Source organism: Ruegeria atlantica, assembly GCF_013033965.1.
Lineage (GTDB): Bacteria > Pseudomonadota > Alphaproteobacteria > Rhodobacterales > Rhodobacteraceae > Ruegeria > Ruegeria atlantica_D.
The window spans coordinates 737195-751845 of sequence record NZ_WQFE01000001.1; the positions used below are offsets into that span (position 1 = coordinate 737195).

A 14651-nucleotide genomic window follows, 5' to 3' on the forward strand; every position below is an offset into this window, starting at 1 on the left:
TCAGTTCGGTAGGGTCAAAACACTGGTGAGCGTCGCGGTTGCTGCAAGGATCACCAGAATGATTACTGCTTCGATTTCAATGGAGCGTACCAAGTGGCGGGCAGCTTTATTGTCCCCAGATTGCATGGCTGGAACGAAGCGAAGTTTGTTTGCGGCGGCCAACATCAGGACCGCGCCCACAAGCGCGAGTTTGATTAACAGTGTTTGCCCATAGCCCGTTGTCATTAACGCCCACATATCGCCAAGCAACATCCAAGCCATCAGCAGTCCCGCCAAAATCAATGCAGGGACAATGACCGAAGCAGCCTGCCCAAACCGATGCCCCAACATGGCCGCGTCGTTCAGATATTCAGGCCGTTGCGACAGGGCGCGCAACGGTCCCAGGATGCCGACCCAAAACGCGACACCGAGAAGGTGCAAGAGCAACAGCACACGGACGCCGGTTATCTCCAACTCGGGGACATGCCCGATCTGGGCGAATGACCAAAGCGCGATCATTCCACCGGCAAGCGCGATCCATTGGCCGACTAGGGGCATGAATACGCCGACGATTATCAAAACCGTCCCGATAATCCGATAGACCAGAACGTCGCCAACCTGGGTCTGCCACAGCAGTCCGAGCATTTCTGGATCGGTCATACCATCAGGTCCGCCCGTCAGGGCAGCACCGCGCAGCATGAACCCAAGGACAGAGCCCGCAAGCGCAAGCCCCGCCAACAGAGCAATCTGACCACGCATCCTATCGCCCAGAGGCGACACCAAGTCGGCAAAAATAGCCCGAATGATCAAAAGACCAGTCGCTCCTCCAATGCCGACATACAGCATCAGCTTGGACAAAATCGCGCCTATTCCCCAAATGTCGGGCATGGTCAGTCCACTGTGAATGTGAACTCGCCCTGCATGGCGTGCCCGTCCGCTCCCAAGCCCCGCCATTCAATGCGATAGGTGCCTTCGCCCATGCTTTGAAGCGGGAGCGCGAACGCGCGCCCAAAACTTGTTTGGTCTCCAAGGTCGAGTGTGACGGTATGAGCCTCCTGATGGATCATGTTGACCTTTGTCAGGCGAATATCATCCGCGAAATTGAAACTGATTTCAGAAGGCACTTCGGCAACAGTCGCCCCGTCTTCGGGTGTGGTGGTGTCCACGCTCGAATGGGCAAAAGCACTGCTGGCAAGCATGGAAATCAATGCAAATGTGGTGAGCTTCTTCATTGACGGGTTCCTCAATTTATTCCATTAGCGCGCTGGATTTCGCGGATGTAGTCGATGACCATAGCCACATCGCCACGGGTCAAGCCTTCAACCGGAGGCATGTCGCCAAACTGCCAGTGGTGGCTTTTGACGCCCATTGCTACCGCGCGTTGGAAGGACTCGTCTGCATGATGGCTGGGTTCGTAAATAATATGGATAAGCGGCGGCCCTGCGCCCTCAACACCTACCGCGTTGCTTCCGTGGCACGAGGCGCAAGCGTTTTCGAATATCCGTTGCCCGATGGCCACGTTTCCTTCGATAGGCGGTATCTGAATGGCTACCATAGCATTCCCTTCGGCAGGTGCCGACTGCGCGGCGTCCTCAACCGGGACGGGGTGTAGAGTGATGTAGGCAGCGATGGCTGCCACGGCGCATGTGCCGATCAGGAGATATTTTCGGTTCATGTACTGGTCCTAACCTTGTGTAACAGAGCGGTACCGCAAATAAATCGCAGCACACCGGAACGTGTTCACTGCCGTGAACAGCGTCGGAAATCTGTTTCAAGTGTTAGGTGGCCTGTCCGGGTTGTCCGGTTCATTGAGCGTCGACAGGCTTGTGGCCCGCAATGCTAATACGACTGCTGCTTGGTTAGGTTTGGTTTCGGAAGCCGATGTTGTGATCGCGAGAACGTTACACAGGAATGGGTTGCATCCTTCGTGTGCTGCACTGCCCTGCTCATGCTGCCCGTCTTCGCTGGAAGCGACCAGCCCGTGGTCAGCGTGTTGAGCCTCAACACTTGTGGCCATGTGTTCAATACAATGCCCGCCAACGCACTCATTAGCTAACGCATGCGCGACGTTCCCAAGCCCCATAACAAGGATCAGAAAAACCGTAAGAATTGTCGTGGTTATTGGCCGAAGGTACTTCACGTGGCGATGCTACCGCGGATTCTGACCGAACACAACGCGCGGCCAAAGGGTCGCGCAACACCCGATGTTCCCTATCGATTACGCAATTGAGAAAGCATAGGGCAGGAAACATTCCCGCTGTCGCAGTTGGCTGTGAGTTCAGTCAACGCCGCCTCCAAATGCTCAAGTTCCTTTATCTTTTCGCGCACATTCAAGACGTGGTGCTCAGCCAAGTCCTTAACGGATTGGCAGTCTTCGCTATCGCCTTCAGATAGTTCGAGTAGCGTCCTCGCATCAGCAAGCGGAAAACCCAAGTCACGGCATTTCTTTAGGAACCGAAGCCGTCCAATATCCTGCGTGGAGTACATTCGTCGATTGTTTGAAGCGCGTTCCGGTTTAGGCACGATCCCTTCGCGTTCATAGTAGCGGATCGTTTCAATGCCGATACCGCTTTGACGGGATGCTTCCCCAATCGCAAACATGTGAGATTCCCCACCTTGATCCTGTAGTGGCTACAGAAGTTATACGACAGGATGTCGCTTAGACAACTCCGCGCAAAAAAGGTCGTCAGGAACGCCAATGCAGAAGTACCTTAGCCTCAGTTACCTAGGATCGCTGTCCGCTCTTGGCGTCGCAACTTGCTGTGTATTGCCCATGACGATGATGCTGCTGGGATTGGGCGGCAGTTGGCTGGCGGTCTTCGGGAAGATAGCAGCGGCTAGCTACTATGTGTTGGCGATATCGACCGCGCTCGTCGCGGTATCTTGGCTGCTGTCTCATCAGCGCGGTTCATTGCCAAAGTTGAAGTGGTGGCTTTGGGGAACGACCGCTATGACCGGTTTAGCTTGGGTTATCGTGTTCTATGAGGCTCGGATCAACGATTTTCTGATTATGCAGATGTGAGACAATGACGGAACAAACTTTAGCGCTTGAAAGCACACTGACTTGTCCAAACTGTGGGCACAGTCAAACCGAAAAAATGCCTACGAATGCCTGTCAGTGGTTCTATGAGTGCAAGTCGTGCAAGACGGTTTTGAAGCCGTTGGAAGGCGACTGTTGCGTCTATTGCTCTTACGCCAACGTGCCGTGTCCACCAATTCAGTCGGGTAATGGCTGCTGCGGATAGTGTGAAGGATTCCGGTGTTGCTCACTTGGTGAACTTGCCACCGGACGATTTCGACAATTTTCCCAACCGTTGCTCCGGTCTATGATCTTGGGAAGCCCGGCATTCAGTGTTTGCGCAGCATGAGGTATTTTGGGCTCGTTGCGGCCATCGGAGCGCGAGCAGCATATCGCTGGTAGGTCAGCCTCATCCGGATGAAGACGGCCCATTCCCGACATTGGGCATAACAATCATTTTCTGCGGTCGCAGCCCGCATTGCCGCCATTCGCTGCACAAGCAAAGTGAGGAGCCACTCGAACTCTCAGCCTAAAGGTCAAAGCTGACGTTCCATATGCAATTTCGATTAACCACCTTGCTCGTCTTCTCGCAATTTCAATAATTCTGGTTAATTCTTTAAGAATTGTCTCCTTTCGGGCTTTGGGCGTCAGCTCTTTCTCCGCTTCCGTAGATATTATCCGAAGCTGCCATTCCGGCGTCCAGTCCCAAGTACCTTAACTTCTAACCAGTGGAAGCCCAACGCGATCACACCCGCCACGAGAATGTAAAAAACCGCCAACAATAGAAGCGGTTCATAGATTATGAACGTGTCTGAACGCACCCGAGAAGATACTGCGTAGATATCGACAACGGTGATGGTCGCAACCAGTGGGGTTGCCTTCAATTGCAGGATGGTTTCACCACCCAGCGTGGGCAATACGTTTCGAATTGCCTGCGGCAACCAGATGCGTCGGAACATCGTCAGCCTTGGCATTCCAAATGATTTGGCTGCCTCAAGCTGCCCCTTGGCAACCCCCTTGAAGGCACCACGCATGACCTCACCCTCGTAGCCGGCATAAGACAGCGTCAGAGCCAGCACCGCATAGGGCCAGGCCTGACGAAGGTAGGGCCAGAGCTCGGATGAGCGTATCCACGGGAATTGGGGGAAGAGCGATCCAAGCCCATAATACAACAACCAAAGTTGCAGCAGCAGCGGCGTGCCACGGATGATGGTACAAAATGCCTTTGCAGGTGCGGCAAGATACCAGGGACCGACCGCCTGTGCCAATCCAAGCGGTACTGCGAGAAGGAAACCGAGAACGACTGTGACGACAAGCAGCCAGATTGTCGTCCAGATGCCCTGAAGGGCCAGCGGGCCGTATTTCGGTATCCAGTCCCACTGCAGCGATACTGCACACCAGATAACGATCCCGGTGAAGATCAGCATCATCACGATGCGATGAGGCTGCATCAATGATTTGAAATCGATCATCTGCTCCCTCCCTTCAGAGAGGGTTGGCCGCGACGGGCCCATTTCTCAATCCGTGCGAAAATACCGCCAGAAAAGAGCGTGACCATGAGATAGAGAAAACCCGCCGCCAGAAAGAAAGTGAAATAGGCGCGCGTACTACTGGCGGCCTGTCGCGTTTCCAATGTCAGCTCGTTGAAACCTACGACTGCAAGCAGTGCCGTGTCTTTGGTCGCAATCAGCCACAGGTTAGCCAAACCGGGTACGGCGAAGCTCATCATGGCCGGAATTGTGACACGCCGCATGGTCATAAAGGCGGGCATCCCAAAAGACTTAGCGGCCTCGATTTGACCGGGTGGAACCGCCTGAATGGCACCGCGAAGAACCTCGGTCGCATATGCGCCCTGAACAATGCCCAGCACCCATATGCCTGCGCCAACGCCACTAACCTCGACGCGACCACCACCCATGGCGGCAGAAATTTTGTTGATAATATCCGATCCCACGTAATACAGGATCAGGATCAGGACCAGTTCCGGCACGGCCCGGATCACCGTCGTATAAATGGCGAGAAGATCGCGCGTGACCTTCCCGCCATAAAGTTTGCCATAGGCTCCGAACAGTCCGATCACCAGACCGAGCGCATAAGCGCCAAAGGCGATCTGCAGCGAGTGGGACAATCCGCGCAGCAAATTGCCGCCCCATCCCGGCGGCGAGAGCGACAGAAGCTCTGCGCTCTGCGCCAATCCAAGTGAATCCAGAAGTCCGGTCACAACAGCGGCTTAGTAGATGCTGGCCGAGAAATAATTCGAAGTGATCTTCTCGTGCGTGCCATCGGCAAGAATTGCGGCGATGCCTTTGTTCAACGCCTCGAGCAAATCATCCTGCCCTTTGCGGACACCCGCACCAACACCCCGGCCCAGAATGACCGGATCATCGGCAACAGCGCCTTTGATTTCGCAACAGGCCCCAGCGTCTGAGTTCACAAAGTCAGCCATGGCAATACTGTCGGCCTGAGTGGCATCAATTCGGCCCGCGAACAGGTCCTGATTGGCCTCATCTTGGGTTTGGTAGACACGCAGTTCGGAATCCTTGAAGTATTCCTGCGCATAGGCCTGGTGGATGGTCGAGGCCTGAATGCCAACAACTTTGCCAGCCAGCGACTCTGGGGTCGCTTCAATATCCATCGACTTGTCTGCGACGATGACGGCGGGGGTGTTGTAGTAAGGATCACTGAAATCAATAGTTTTCAGCCGCTCTTCGGTGATCGACATCGAGGCCATGATTGCGTCGATCTGCTGCCCGGTCAGCGACGGGATGATACCGTCCCAGGCCACCGGCGTGATAACGCAGTCAAGTTCCGCAGCGGCGCATACGGCATTGATAACATCGATCTCCCAGCCAACCCAGGTGCCTGAGCTGTCCAGCGAAGCGAATGGCGGATAGGGCTCGGCAGCGATGCCGATCTTGACTTCTTCGGCACTTACGACACCAGCCGAAAAGATGGCGGCGGCAAGCCCCGATGCGAGTAGTTTCTTGACGTTCATTTTGTTACTCCCTTTTGGTTCGTTATGTTGTTTTTGCTGGATCAGGCGACCGAACTGAGGAACTGTTTCAATCGCTCTGATTTTGGATTACCGAAGACCTCGGCAGGTGGACCCTGCTCTTCAATGCGGCCCTCGAAGAGATAGACAACGTGGTTGGCAACTTCGCGCGCAAATTTCATTTCATGGGTGACAAGCAGCATGGTGCGCCCTTCTGCAGCAAGATCGCGGATCACGGTCAAAACTTCGCCAACCAGTTCGGGATCAAGCGCCGAGGTGGGTTCATCAAAAAGCATGACGGACGGATCTACCGCAAGCGCGCGTGCAATGGCCGCGCGCTGTTGCTGACCGCCTGAGAGATAGGCGGGATAGGTATCAGCCTTATCGCCGAGCCCCACCCTTTCCAGGAGTTCATGCGCCCGCGCAATGGCCTCTGTCTTTGGCACCTTCAGGACATGCACCGGTACTTCAATCACATTTTCCAAAAGCGTGCGGTGTGTCCACAGATTGAACTGCTGGAAAACCATGGCCAGACGCGTGCGGATACGTTCGATCTGTCGCCGGTTGGACGGGCTACCGTCGGCGTGCATTTCAACTAGTTCGCCACCGATGGTGATCTTTCCCGAATTCGGCGTTTCCAGGAAGTTGATACAGCGCAGCATGGTGGATTTTCCAGAGCCTGACCCCCCGATAATGGCAACAACATCCCCCTTGTTTGCTGTCAGGGATACGCCTTTCAAAACCTCCAGCGTGCCAAAGGACTTGTGCAGATCCTCAACCTTGATCGCCTCGTCGGGCGTTGTTGTTTCGGGTGTGGGTGAAACGGCTTTGGCTGTGTCCATATCCAAGATTCTTCTGATTTCAGCTTGCAGTAAGCCCCGAATCTCGCAATTATGCAAGTGTATAATAACTCCGTGCCATGGATGACACTGACGTGCAGGACGACAGCCGCAAATTCAAACGTGAGTCTGCCGAGTTTCGCCGCGAGGCGCTGATTCTGGCAACTTTGGACCTGATCGCCGAGATGGGCGTTCGGGGTGCCACGGTGCGCGAGATCGCAGCCCGCGCGAACGTGACCCAAGGTTTGATCCGGCACTATTTCTCATCCAAGGACGAACTGGTTCAGGCGGCGTATGAACACCACATGAATACGCTGACGGACCAGACAGCGGCGTCGTCAGGATCGGGAAGCGCGGTTTCTCAGTTGACCAACTTCGTCGACGCATCTCTGCGACCGCCAATCGTCGATCCAAGCGCCGTGGCGTTGTGGGCGGGTTTCCTGAACAAGGTGCAGCATGACCCGAAAATGCAGCGCATTCACCAGCGAACCTATGACTATTTTCGGGATCACCTCGAGAAGCTGATCGTCGCCGCATTGCAGGAAACCGGGCGTTCGGTTGATGTGTCAGAGGCAATGCAACTGGCCATCGCCTGCAACGCGGTGATCGACGGCCTGTGGCTTGAAGGGGGCGCGCTTCCGGATGCGTTTTCCGAAGGTCAGCTGGCGCGGATCGGTTTGGATTCCGTCAGCGCTATCGTCGGGATTCCATTGACCAAAGAGGTGGAGCAGTCATGAAGACCACATCGGTGACAGAACGGTTGGCGGGCTTGGGTGGCGCCAAATGGGGCGTACATCTGAAAGCCCGCGACCTTATCAAGGCCGGAGCGGACATCGTCGAAATGACGATAGGAGAACCGGACGTGCCGGTGCCGGACGCGCTGGTCGAAGCCACCGTTGCCTCATTGCGGGCTCAGCGGACAGGGTACTCCAACGGGCGCGGTGAAGCAGGGCTGCTTGACGCGCTTGCTGCGCGCTATTCTGCCTCTCGCGGGCGGGTTTTCGAGCCCGGGAATTTTCTGTGCTTTCCCGGCACGCAAACCGCCCTGTTCGCAGCCATGGCCGGGGTCGCCGAGGCGGGCGACGAAGTTCTGGTCGGCGATCCGATGTACGCGACCTATGAAGGTGTTGTTCGTGCGTCCGGGGCCGAGATGGTGCCCGTACCGCTGCGGCCCGAGAAAGGGTTTCGCATGCAGGCCGAAGATATCGCGGCCCGCATCACTCCGCGCAGCCGCGCCATTCTTCTGACAACACCGCATAACCCGACGGGCGCGATCCTGACCGCCGCGGATATTGCCGAGATCGGGCAACTGGCGATTGCGCGTGACTTGTGGATCATCTCGGACGAGGTTTATGAAGAACTGATCTTTGACGGTGCCCGATTTGTTTCACCATTGGCAGATCCGGAACTGGCGGATCGTGTCATTGGCGTTTCATCCATCTCGAAATCTCATGCCGCTCCGGGGTTCCGCAGTGGCTGGTGTGTCGGGCCCGCCGCGTTCTGCGAAGCGCTGCTGCCCTATTCCGAGACCATGCTTTTTGGCAATCAACCGTTCATCGCGGACATGACCGAAAAGGCGATCCGTGACGGGTCCGAGGTTGCCCCCGGGATGGCCGCCCGATTCTCTGGTCGCGCGACCCTGTTGGCCGATCGTCTTGAAGCCGAAACGGATCTGAAAGTTCACCGGCCCGAGGCGGGAATGTTCGCACTCATCAATGTCTCTGCCACCGGGCTGGATGGCGAAGCCTATGCCTGGGATCTGCTCCAGGCCGGGGTGGCCGTCATGCCGGGATCCGCCTTTGGTGACAGCTTGAAGGACTGGGTGCGGGTCGCTTTGACGATCAATGACACGGATTTTGGTACTGCGGTTTCCCGTATCATCGATCATGCCAACAGCAAATCACGCGAGGTCGCATGAGAGGTATGACAATTGGCGAAGCTCTGGTTGCCGGGCTGCACCAGCGGGATGTGACCTGCGTCTTCGGAATTCCGGGCGTTCACACGGTGGAACTGTACCGAGGGCTTGCCGTTTCGGGCATACGACATGTGACGCCCAGACACGAACAGGGGGCGGGTTTCATGGCCGATGGCTATGCCCGTGTGTCGGGTAAACCAGGTGTGGCCTTTGTGATCACCGGTCCCGGATTGACCAATACGCTGACGCCGATGGCGCAGGCCCGCGCTGATTCAGTTCCAATGCTTGTGGTGTCCGGTGTCAATAAAACCGCATCACTCGGCAAGGGCTTGGGGCATCTGCATGAATTGCCTGACCAACTGGGGCTGGCAAAAACTGTTGCGCTGGCGTCCGAACAAGTCTCGGACACAAACGCTCTGGGCCCGGTCTTAGACCGCGTTTTTCACAGCCTCACAAATGGTCGCCCCGGGCCGGTGCATATCGAGGTTCCGTTGGATATCGCAGCGGCTGAATATCAGGAAACACCCGCTGCGACGCGCGATCCAGAACCACCTGTTGACCCGGTACTGATCACACAAGCCGCCAAGCAACTGACTGAAGCAAAAAATGTTGTCATTTTGGCAGGTGGTGGCGCAAAACGAGTTGAGGCCGGACTGCAAGCTCTGGCCGCAACGCTGGATGCGCCGGTGGTGCAAACCGTCAATGCGCGCGGCCTGATGCACGGGCATCCTCTGACGGTACCGGCCAGCCCAAGCCTGAATGCGGTACGTGCGCTGATAGAAGGTGCCGATTGCATATTGGCCTTGGGAACCGAGCTGGGGCCCACCGACTATGATATGTATGCGACCGGCCGAATTGCGGAAATGTCGAACATGATCCGAGTGGATCGGTGCAGCGATCAACTGACACGACATAAGGTAGCGCACACCATTCAAGGTGACGCTAACGTGGTTGTGCGGGCGCTGATTGAGGCTTTGCCGCATGAGGCAAAGCAAAGCGGTGGTGCGAAACGTGCCAGCAAAACGTGCGCCGCCGTCTGGGAGGAAATTGGTCCCGACTATCGCCATCAAGTAGAAATCCTGAATGCAATACGCGCGGCGGCCCCGAATGCGCTGGTGGTCGGAGACTCCACCCAACCAATTTATGCCGGCAATCTTTTCTACGACCACGACCGGGCCGGAGGTTGGTTCAACGCAGCAACGGGCTATGGCGCGCTCGGCTATGGGATACCTGCAGCCATCGGCGCATCGATCGCCGATCCAACCGCACGGGTGATATGTATTACTGGCGACGGAGGCGCGCAATTTTCATCGCCTGAGATCATGGCGGCGGTAGACGAAAAACTGCCGATTACCTTCGTGATCTGGAACAATCACGGGTACCGGGAAATTGCCACGTCGATGCAGGATGTGGGCGTGGCCGTCATCGGATGTGATCCTTCGCCCCCCGATTTTGCTGCAATGGCAAAGTCCTTTGGTATTCCATTCACCACGGTTCCACCCGAACCGCAGACCATCGCGCAGGCGTTGCGCAAAACTGTCGCCCGGGGCGGGCCGGCAATGATCGAAGTCACCGCTGCGCCATTCGAACCTCAGAAAGATTGAAACATGTCAGACCCAACCTTTGAATTTTCCCGCGCCATCACCCGACGCCCGGCCCCAACCATTGCTGGTGGATTGCGCGCAGAAGATATCGGCAACCCAGATTTCGACGGGATGGTGGCGGCGCATAAAGCTTACGTAGCAGCACTAAAAAGCACCGGAGCTGAGGTGATTGAACTTGATCCCCTCGACGCATTCCCTGACGCACAGTTTGTCGAAGATACGGCCCTTTGCCTGCCTCAAGGTGCAGTGCTGATGCGGCCTGGTGCACCTTCGCGAATGGGTGAAGTGGCCGAAATGGCACCGACACTTCAAACACGCTATGAAACGGTCCTCGAAATCAAAGGTCCGGGCCATATTGAAGGCGGAGATATCCTTGTGACTGGTCGCGAAATTCTCGTGGGTCGGTCTGACCGCACAGATGCAAAAGGTGTCGCCGAACTCGCTAAGATCACTTCGGACTGGGGCCACAAATTGCGCGAGGTGTTCACCCCTGAAGGTGTATTGCACTTCAAGACAGATTGTTCCTTGATGGATGCCGAGACAATCCTGTCGACCCGCCGATTGGATGCATCGGGTTGCTTTGAAGGCTACCGGGTATTGTATGTAGCCGACGGCGAAGAAGCAGCCGCCAACGCAATCCGCTTCAACAATTTGGTGTTGATGGCCGCTGGGTTCCCGCGCACAGCTGAGATGTTGGATCAGGAAGGGTACTCGGTCGTTGAAATCGACAATACCGACTGTGCAAAGCTGGACGGTGGCATGTCATGTCTTTCGTTAAGGTTTTGAAGCGTTTGTCGCAGACTTTTGGCCATTGGGGTTCTTATAGCTAATAAACAGTTGAACCGTCCAAATTAGTTCCACTGACCAGACATCCGTAGATCACGCGGCAATCGACATATTGGGCTCATCGCGGACCTCGGAAGCAGCACAGCATGCTGTGATAAAATTTTCCGGTCAACGTCGGGTTGTCGTTGTGGGCGGGCATGGCGGATCGGAGAATCAACCATGGAAACCCCAAACTTACCTGCCATTCGTGCTCTTCGCCCAGCCTGGAACAAAGGACGCATCGTTGGCCAGAAGCGACCGCTGAAACCAAAGCATGTCTGGGCAATCCGAGTTCGCCTCGAGCTTGCCGAAAACCATCGCGATCTTGCGCTCTTCAACATGGCAATCGACAGTAAGCTCCGCGGCTGCGATCTGGTGAAGATGAAGGTCGCCGATGTTATGGCATCGGGTCAGATTAAGGAACGGGCTTCGGTCCTTCAAAGCAAGACGCAGAAACCCGTGCGCTTTGAGATATCAGAAGGCACACGTGCCTCTGTTGAGAAGTGGATGGAAGATGAGCTGATGGTCGGTTCGGAATACCTTTGGCCCGGCCGATTTCATGAACGCCTGCACATCTCGACACGCCAATATGCACGGATTGTCCGCGATTGGGTCACGTCGATCGGCCTCGAAGCAAGCGCCTACGGAACCCATTCAATGAGGAGAACCAAGGTCACTCAGATCTACAAGAAGACCGGAAACCTACGCGCTGTTCAGCTTCTGCTTGGCCATACTAAGATGGACAGTACAGTCCGGTATCTCGGCGTCGAACTTGAGGATGCCTTGGCCATCGCCGAAGCGATTGAGATTTAACGCTCACGGGTCGCTCTCGCGGGCGGCCCAAACCAGCCGTTCATCGCGAGATAAGTTGCCGCATTGCAGCTTCCCCAAAGCGGAAGTCGATCGATTGCGCAGCATTTCCAACATTAACGTACACTCATCGGACAAAACGAACTCGTGCAAGCGCAGCTTCAACTATTGCCACGCGACCTTACTTGCTCCGGGTTCGGCGCTTTTGCACCTGTTAATCGCCACCACTTCGGCGCTTCGCAACGTCTGACAGACCCCGGGCCAGCAGGTCGAATACGATCCGGATACGACGGCTGGTCTGTAACTCCCGATGGGTGACCAGCCAGATTGGAAACTCAAGCGAAGGGAAATCCGGCAAGACCTTCTCTATGCCAGATTCAGCCTCGCCCAACGTTTCGGGCTGCATAGAGACGCCGTAGCCCGCTTTCACCAATTCCCATGCGACGACACCGCTCTCGCTCGACATCACGAAGCTCTCTGCGCGAACGGGCACGCCCATGTTGTGCAGTGGGGCCATTAGCCGCTCGGGGTCGGCATTGCCGACGAAATCGAGTGCAGCCACATCGCGCGGTGTCCGTGGGCGGCTTGCACGATCGAGATAGTCGGTCGCGGCATAGAGAGTGGCGCGAAAGTCGCCCAAGTGCCGTGCGATCAGGTCCGGCTGATCTGGGCGGACGTGGCGTATCGCGATGTCCGCCTCGCGCTGCGTCAAATTCTGCATTTCACTCGACGCAAGAATGCGGACGCGGATGCCCGGCGCCATCTGTCTCAACGGCTTGAGAACGGCCGGCAGGATCGCTGCTGACAAGAGGTCCGTTCCCGTGACCGTGACCTCTCCGGTGACATCCTGAGATTTACCGTCGGCCACCATCGAAATGAGCGTCGCAGCCTCGCCCATCGTGCGCATGTGATCAATCAGGTCGCGCCCTGCTTCCGTCAAGGTAAGACCACGGACGCTGCGTTCTACCAGCGTGACGCCAAGTGCCTCCTCCAACGCACCGATCTGCCGTCCTATCGTCGGCTGCGTTGTCTTCAGCACGCGCGCCGCGCCGCTGAACGAGCCTTCCTCCGCTGTCGCGAGGAAGGCGCGTACCTGGTTCCAATCGAAGGAAACGGCCTGCCAGTTCATTCATGAGCGTATAGCAGATGGACGAATTTAAGCAATCGACCTTTTATGAGCGCATGGATGATACCGGATGCGAAACGAGATTGGCCCGGTCTCTGCAATCGAAAGCGACACAATGCATTCCGCAGTTTCTTACGACTGGCGCATCCGCGCCGCTTCAAACCTGAAGTGCAACGCGCAAAGGAAACCGACATGACTGCCCAAGCCTTCTGGGACCGGCATGCGCCCAAGTACGCCAAGAAACCTATTGCCGATGTCACCGCCTACGAAGAAAAGCTGGAATGCGTCACTGCGCTTCTTCGATCGACCGATCGCGTTCTTGAAATCGGCTGCGGCACAGGCGGCACAGCCAGGAAGATCGCCCCTGTCGTCGCTCATGTGACCGCAACCGACCTCTCTGCCGAGATGATCCGGATCGCCCGGTCACGATCAGGTGGCGATGCCGCGGGAACACCAGAATTTCTTCAGGCGGAGGCGGCGCAACACATTCCTGGCCAACCGTTCGAGGTCGCTTGCGCGTTCAGCCTGCTTCACCTGGTGGATGACATACCGACCGTGCTGGATTCAGTATTCCACCAAATGAAACCCGGCGGTCACTTCATATCAAAGACGGTTTGTCTGAAGGACGCGCCGCGCTGGATGCGAGCCATGGTTCGTTTGCTCATGGCCCTTCGGATCGCGCCTAATGTGATCATCTTGAGTCGCGCTGAATTGACCCGGCACCTGATCCGGGCCGGGTTCGAAATCGAGCAGACGCGGTACTTCGGAAAGAACCGACTGAGCCCCTTTATCGTCGCCCGCAAGCCCGCCTGAGGCAGACCGACACCTTATTCTGAGAGACTGAAGCATGTACTTTATCAGCCGTCGCGAATGGGCGTTCCTTGCCCTCGTGTTCCTCTACTCTTTCATTCCGGCAGTCGTCGGGCTGGTCCGGCTTCCGGAACTTTTCGGCGCTCCGGCGATCATACCGCCGAACTCGCGTGCGGTGATCGATCCCCTCCCGATCACATTACATATCCTCGGCAGTTCAGTTTTCTACCTTGTGGGGGCTGTGCAGTTTCTGCCGAGCCTGAGGCGCTACCGCCCCGCCTTGCACAGGAACCTCGGGCGGATCGTGGCGGCCGCGGGATGCGTCAGCGCGCTTACCGGGCTATGGATGACCGTAGCTTACGTATTTCCCGACGCCCTGCAGGGACCATTGCTTTATGGGGCGAGGGTCACGCTTAGCCTCGCGATGATCGCCCTCATCGCATGGGCCGTCGTCGCGATCCGGTCGCGAAACGTCGCTGCGCACCGCGCTGCGATGCTGCGCGCTTATGCCATCGGCCAAGGGGCCTCAACGCAGACCGCGCTCTTTCTGGTCACGATGGGCCTCTTTGACACTGAGCCGTCGGGGTTTTCGCGAGACCTCCTGATGGTTGGGGCGTGGGCCATCAACCTTGCGATTGCGGAACTCCTGATCCCCCGCGCCTTTGCAACGCGCACATCCGGTGCCGTGATCTGAACCCAATCGTGCTCCCGGCCTGATACCGGCAAACTCCA

General features: G+C 56.7%; 18 protein-coding genes. 9 read left to right on the top strand and 9 right to left on the bottom strand.

The annotated features are described in order from the left end of the window. From GOW16_RS03570 to GOW16_RS03585, 4 genes are all read right to left on the bottom strand, one after another. Complete coding sequence (locus tag GOW16_RS03570; RefSeq protein WP_170410282.1) at positions 1-867, bottom strand: copper resistance D family protein; 867 nt, start codon at positions 865-867, stop codon at positions 1-3. Positions 868-869: 2 nt separating this feature from the next. Beyond that, positions 870-1211: a copper resistance CopC family protein gene (locus GOW16_RS03575; protein WP_170410285.1), complete on the bottom strand. Its 342-nt coding sequence runs from the start codon at positions 1209-1211 to the stop codon at positions 870-872. An 11-nt stretch (positions 1212-1222) separates the two neighbouring features. Continuing rightward, the gene (locus GOW16_RS03580; RefSeq protein ID WP_170410287.1) at positions 1223-1654 is read right to left on the bottom strand and encodes a c-type cytochrome; all 432 of its coding nucleotides are present in this window, start codon (positions 1652-1654) and stop codon (positions 1223-1225) included. A 536-nt stretch (positions 1655-2190) separates the two neighbouring features. After that, positions 2191-2580, bottom strand: a complete 390-nt coding sequence (locus tag GOW16_RS03585) for a MerR family transcriptional regulator (RefSeq protein WP_170410290.1) — start codon at positions 2578-2580, stop codon at positions 2191-2193. Between the two features lie 97 nt (positions 2581-2677). Between GOW16_RS03585 and GOW16_RS03590 the strand changes: the two genes are divergently transcribed. Then, positions 2678-3001 (top strand): hypothetical protein, encoded by a 324-nt coding sequence (locus GOW16_RS03590; protein ID WP_170410293.1) that lies wholly within the window; start codon positions 2678-2680, stop codon positions 2999-3001. Between the two features lie 4 nt (positions 3002-3005). After that, positions 3006-3224: a GDCCVxC domain-containing (seleno)protein gene (locus GOW16_RS22735; RefSeq protein ID WP_254429665.1), complete on the top strand. Its 219-nt coding sequence runs from the start codon at positions 3006-3008 to the stop codon at positions 3222-3224. Between the two features lie 448 nt (positions 3225-3672). On the opposite strand, the gene GOW16_RS03595 is transcribed toward GOW16_RS22735, so the two are convergent. From GOW16_RS03595 to GOW16_RS03610, 4 genes are read right to left on the bottom strand one after another with little or no spacing between them, the layout of a single operon-like run. After that, a complete protein-coding gene (locus GOW16_RS03595; RefSeq protein WP_170410296.1) occupies positions 3673-4470 on the bottom strand; it encodes an ABC transporter permease in 798 nt (265 codons plus the stop codon). Then, complete coding sequence (locus tag GOW16_RS03600) at positions 4467-5219, bottom strand: ABC transporter permease (RefSeq protein ID WP_170410299.1); 753 nt, start codon at positions 5217-5219, stop codon at positions 4467-4469. The genes GOW16_RS03595 and GOW16_RS03600 overlap by 4 nt, the downstream gene beginning before the upstream one ends. A 9-nt stretch (positions 5220-5228) precedes the next feature. Continuing rightward, complete coding sequence (locus tag GOW16_RS03605; protein WP_170410302.1) at positions 5229-5993, bottom strand: transporter substrate-binding domain-containing protein; 765 nt, start codon at positions 5991-5993, stop codon at positions 5229-5231. 41 nt (positions 5994-6034) lie between these two features. Further along, positions 6035-6832 carry an ABC transporter ATP-binding protein gene (locus GOW16_RS03610; protein ID WP_170410306.1) on the bottom strand — a complete coding sequence of 266 codons (798 nt, stop codon included), beginning with the start codon at positions 6830-6832 and terminating at the stop codon, positions 6035-6037. 77 nt (positions 6833-6909) lie between these two features. Here GOW16_RS03610 and GOW16_RS03615 point away from each other — a divergent pair, with 77 nt between their 5' ends. The 5 genes from GOW16_RS03615 (at position 6910) to GOW16_RS03635 (ending at position 11986) form a co-directional block, all read left to right on the top strand. Next, the gene (locus tag GOW16_RS03615) at positions 6910-7566 is read left to right on the top strand and encodes a TetR/AcrR family transcriptional regulator (RefSeq protein ID WP_217354476.1); all 657 of its coding nucleotides are present in this window, start codon (positions 6910-6912) and stop codon (positions 7564-7566) included. Next, complete coding sequence (locus tag GOW16_RS03620; protein WP_170410309.1) at positions 7563-8747, top strand: pyridoxal phosphate-dependent aminotransferase; 1185 nt, start codon at positions 7563-7565, stop codon at positions 8745-8747. Before GOW16_RS03615 ends, GOW16_RS03620 begins: the two co-directional genes overlap by 4 nt. Beyond that, positions 8744-10348 (top strand): 5-guanidino-2-oxopentanoate decarboxylase, encoded by a 1605-nt coding sequence (locus GOW16_RS03625; protein ID WP_170410312.1) that lies wholly within the window; start codon positions 8744-8746, stop codon positions 10346-10348. Before GOW16_RS03620 ends, GOW16_RS03625 begins: the two co-directional genes overlap by 4 nt. Positions 10349-10351: 3 nt before the next feature. Continuing rightward, the gene (locus tag GOW16_RS03630; protein ID WP_170410315.1) at positions 10352-11134 is read left to right on the top strand and encodes a dimethylarginine dimethylaminohydrolase family protein; all 783 of its coding nucleotides are present in this window, start codon (positions 10352-10354) and stop codon (positions 11132-11134) included. 219 nt (positions 11135-11353) lie between these two features. After that, positions 11354-11986 (top strand): tyrosine-type recombinase/integrase, encoded by a 633-nt coding sequence (locus GOW16_RS03635; protein ID WP_170410318.1) that lies wholly within the window; start codon positions 11354-11356, stop codon positions 11984-11986. A gap of 211 nt (positions 11987-12197) precedes the next feature. On the opposite strand, the gene GOW16_RS03640 is transcribed toward GOW16_RS03635, so the two are convergent. Further along, positions 12198-13112: a LysR family transcriptional regulator gene (locus tag GOW16_RS03640; RefSeq protein ID WP_170410321.1), complete on the bottom strand. Its 915-nt coding sequence runs from the start codon at positions 13110-13112 to the stop codon at positions 12198-12200. Positions 13113-13301: 189 nt separating this feature from the next. Here GOW16_RS03640 and GOW16_RS03645 point away from each other — a divergent pair, with 189 nt between their 5' ends. Together GOW16_RS03645 and GOW16_RS03650 are read left to right on the top strand one after the other, a co-directional pair. Then, complete coding sequence (locus GOW16_RS03645) at positions 13302-13922, top strand: class I SAM-dependent DNA methyltransferase (RefSeq protein ID WP_170410324.1); 621 nt, start codon at positions 13302-13304, stop codon at positions 13920-13922. Positions 13923-13956: 34 nt separating this feature from the next. Next, positions 13957-14613 (top strand): DUF2306 domain-containing protein, encoded by a 657-nt coding sequence (locus tag GOW16_RS03650; RefSeq protein ID WP_170410326.1) that lies wholly within the window; start codon positions 13957-13959, stop codon positions 14611-14613. Positions 14614-14651: the final 38 nt, after the last annotated feature.

Coding starts and splice junctions, on each gene's coding strand:
- GOW16_RS03575 (WP_170410285.1), bottom strand. CDS start 1,211: ATGAAGAAGCTCACCACATTTGCATTGATTTCCATGCTTGCCAGCAGT.
- GOW16_RS03625 (WP_170410312.1), top strand. CDS start 8,744: ATGAGAGGTATGACAATTGGCGAAGCTCTGGTTGCCGGGCTGCACCAG.
- GOW16_RS03595 (WP_170410296.1), bottom strand. CDS start 4,470: ATGATCGATTTCAAATCATTGATGCAGCCTCATCGCATCGTGATGATG.
- GOW16_RS03630 (WP_170410315.1), top strand. CDS start 10,352: ATGTCAGACCCAACCTTTGAATTTTCCCGCGCCATCACCCGACGCCCG.
- GOW16_RS03650 (WP_170410326.1), top strand. CDS start 13,957: ATGTACTTTATCAGCCGTCGCGAATGGGCGTTCCTTGCCCTCGTGTTC.
- GOW16_RS03645 (WP_170410324.1), top strand. CDS start 13,302: ATGACTGCCCAAGCCTTCTGGGACCGGCATGCGCCCAAGTACGCCAAG.
- GOW16_RS03585 (WP_170410290.1), bottom strand. CDS start 2,580: ATGTTTGCGATTGGGGAAGCATCCCGTCAAAGCGGTATCGGCATTGAA.
- GOW16_RS22735 (WP_254429665.1), top strand. CDS start 3,006: ATGACGGAACAAACTTTAGCGCTTGAAAGCACACTGACTTGTCCAAAC.
- GOW16_RS03590 (WP_170410293.1), top strand. CDS start 2,678: ATGCAGAAGTACCTTAGCCTCAGTTACCTAGGATCGCTGTCCGCTCTT.
- GOW16_RS03580 (WP_170410287.1), bottom strand. CDS start 1,654: ATGAACCGAAAATATCTCCTGATCGGCACATGCGCCGTGGCAGCCATC.
- GOW16_RS03615 (WP_217354476.1), top strand. CDS start 6,910: ATGGATGACACTGACGTGCAGGACGACAGCCGCAAATTCAAACGTGAG.
- GOW16_RS03635 (WP_170410318.1), top strand. CDS start 11,354: ATGGAAACCCCAAACTTACCTGCCATTCGTGCTCTTCGCCCAGCCTGG.
- GOW16_RS03640 (WP_170410321.1), bottom strand. CDS start 13,112: ATGAACTGGCAGGCCGTTTCCTTCGATTGGAACCAGGTACGCGCCTTC.
- GOW16_RS03610 (WP_170410306.1), bottom strand. CDS start 6,832: ATGGACACAGCCAAAGCCGTTTCACCCACACCCGAAACAACAACGCCC.
- GOW16_RS03605 (WP_170410302.1), bottom strand. CDS start 5,993: ATGAACGTCAAGAAACTACTCGCATCGGGGCTTGCCGCCGCCATCTTT.
- GOW16_RS03570 (WP_170410282.1), bottom strand. CDS start 867: ATGCCCGACATTTGGGGAATAGGCGCGATTTTGTCCAAGCTGATGCTG.
- GOW16_RS03620 (WP_170410309.1), top strand. CDS start 7,563: ATGAAGACCACATCGGTGACAGAACGGTTGGCGGGCTTGGGTGGCGCC.